This is a genomic window from Lentilactobacillus sp., from assembly GCF_040773105.1.
Taxonomy (GTDB): domain Bacteria; phylum Bacillota; class Bacilli; order Lactobacillales; family Lactobacillaceae; genus Lentilactobacillus; species Lentilactobacillus parabuchneri.
On the sequence record NZ_JAXGWW010000254.1, the window covers coordinates 1 to 2,936 of the forward strand.

The window sequence follows — 2,936 nt, forward strand, 5'->3', positions numbered from 1 at the left end:
AATGAACAAAGTATTAACGGCTTCAGTGAGAGTCGCATCTTCTCTAATCTCCGTCGGTTTTTGTAAAATGCTTCGGATGGGCTCTTGGTAAAGCTTCTGATAACTCAAAGACTTGGCAGGGGAATCATTAAACGTGTAGCCAACTTTGGGCTTGGCTTCGAGAATCCCAAATGCCGTTAATAATCGTAGGTCCGATCGAATTGTCGGCATGCTCAGTTTCAGTTCAGCGGAAATCTGCTTACTGGTGATTGGGCTGTCTTTTTTAACAATAGCGATAATTTGATTTTGGCGAGGGGTAAGTTTCAAGGTCGTCGCTCCAAACGTTTTGATTTAGTGGTCCGTACCATTCAAATAGATTCTAACATACAACGTTCTATATGTATCCAATAAAACGTGTTATTTGACAAAATCTAGCGAATAAAATATTTTTTCGAGGTCTGAAAATCCCAGCAGATCAATTGTTTTGAAAGCTGTAATAAAACGTTCTATAAAATTTAATTTGCATTAATAAGACGTATCATATATGATATACGCATCAAATGAAATGTGCAATTGATTTTAGAAAGGACGTCATTATATGAAATACATCTATCGATTCGAAGAAGGCAACAAAGATATGCGACGCTTGCTCGGTGGAAAAGGTGCCAACTTAGCCCAGATGACCACCCTGGGCTTTCCAGTTCCGGATGGGTTTACGATCACCACTGAAGCATGCCAGGCGTTCTATGATAACAACAATCAAATAAATGACGACACATTAACTCAGATTGAAGCGGCAATTGCCCAACTGAGCGAAAAAGTGGGTAAACAATTCAATAGTCCAACCAATCCATTATTAGTGTCAGTTCGTTCCGGGGCCGCAATTTCGATGCCAGGAATGATGGACACGATTTTAAATATCGGCTTAAATGATCAAACGGTCGAAGTTTTGGCTAACATGACCGACAATCGCCGATTTGCTTATGACAGCTACCGCCGTTTACTGGCGATGTTTGGAAACGTGGTCTATGAGATCCCTGAAGGTGTTTTCGATCAGGTTCTAGAGGATGTTAAAACAACGCACAACTATCAATCCGATTTGGACTTAACCGTCTCTGATCTGAAAGAGATTGTCGACCAATTCAAGGATCTATATGTTAGCAAAGCAGGCAAAGTCTTTCCTCAAGACCCTAAGGAACAATTATTAGCGGCGGTCAACGCCGTCTTTGAATCCTGGAATAATCACCGGGCCCAGGTCTATCGTCGTGAAAATCACATCGCCAGTGATTTAGGCACGGCCGTTAACATTCAGATGATGGTCTTTGGAAATGCCGGTGAGGATTCCGGAACCGGGGTTGCCTTTACCAGAAACCCGGCAACCGGCGAAAACAAATTATTTGGCGAGTATTTATTAAATGCTCAAGGAGAAGACGTTGTTGCCGGTATTCGGACGCCACAGCCAATTAGTACGTTGGCGGACACGATGCCCGACTTATACAACGAATTTGCAGCAATCGCTAAAAAGCTCGAATTTTACTACCGTGATATGCAGGACTTGGAGTTCACGATCGAACACGGGACATTGTATATGCTTCAAGCAAGGGATGGTAAACGGACACCAACGGCTGCCGTTAAAATTGCCGTCGACCTGGTGGATGAGGGACTGATTTCTCAAACCGAAGCGCTTTTGCGAATTAACCCCGATTCAGTGGGCGCGATTCTTTATCCTGAGTTTGATGAAGCAGAACTGGATCAAAATACCGTTGCTGCAAGTGGGCTACCCGCATCGCCAGGGGCGGCGTCTGGACAAATCTATTTTACGGCTGAATCAGCCAAAGCGGCGCATGATGATTTGGAACAACAAGTTATTTTGGTTCGTCAGGATACGTCTCCTGAAGATATTGAAGGCATGGTCATCAGTGAAGCCATCGTTACTTCACGAGGCGGGATGACGTCTCACGCGGCAGTTGTTGCCCGCGGGATGGGGACACCTGCCACGGTTGGCGTCAATGGCCTTCAGGTGGATTATCAAAACCGAGTAGCGACGATCTCCGGTGAGCAGTTGAATGAGGGCGACTGGATTTCGGTTGACGGCACCAACGGAAATATTTATATCGGCCAGATTATGACCAACGATACCAAGGTCAATGATAATTTATCGACGATTTTAGAGTGGTCCAAGCAGGAAAGCGACATGGGCGTCTATGCCAACGCGGACACGCCGGCTGATTTTGCCCAAGCCCTTAAATTTGGGGCAGACGGCATCGGCTTAACCCGAACGGAGCACATGTTCTTCAAGCCGGAACGATTGTTGGAGATGAGACGGTTAATCATTGCTGAAGATGCCAAGGAGCGGGAGGCACCATTGGCTGAATTAGCCAAAATGCAACAGGGTGACTTTTACGAATTGTTTCGCCTCTCCGAAGGTCGCTCAGTGACCATCCGTCTCCTGGATCCGCCGTTGCACGAATTTTTGCCGCACGACGAGAAAGAAATTCAAAAGGTTGCCGATCAGCTCAATATTGATCCAAATTATCTGGCGCGCCGTGTTGATGCCCTAAAGGAAATCAACCCAATGCTGGGCCACCGTGGTGACAGATTAGCCGTCACCTTCCCGGATATTTATGAAATGCAGGTTCGTGCCATTATTGAGGCCGCATTGGACTTGCTTGATCAAGGGCTGATCATTGAGCCGCATATCATGATTCCACTCACCGGATCCAAGGCTGAGATGAAGTGGGTTCGAGAAGTGGTCGTGAACCAAGTTGAACAATTATTCGCAAAAAAGGGTGCCAAACTTGAATATACGGTTGGAACAATGATGGAAATTCCGCGTGCCTGCTTAACGGCTGATAAAGTCGCAGAAGTATCGGACTTCTTCAGCTTCGGGACGAATGATTTAACCCAGTTGACCTATGGCTTTTCCAGAGATGACGTCGGCTCCTTTATGCCAGAAT

2 protein-coding genes are annotated in these 2,936 nt (G+C 45.9%); one reads left to right on the forward strand and one right to left on the reverse strand.

The window, feature by feature from the left end; all coding sequences use genetic code 11:
- Positions 1-306 (reverse strand): HTH domain-containing protein (locus AB3112_RS10320; RefSeq protein WP_367334437.1); only part of this gene is annotated, 306 nt, incomplete at its 3' end.
- 271 nt (positions 307-577) lie between these two features.
- On the opposite strand from AB3112_RS10320, the gene ppdK reads away from it, so the two are divergent.
- Positions 578-2,936 (forward strand): pyruvate, phosphate dikinase (ppdK, locus tag AB3112_RS10325; protein ID WP_367334438.1); only part of this gene is annotated, 2,359 nt, incomplete at its 3' end.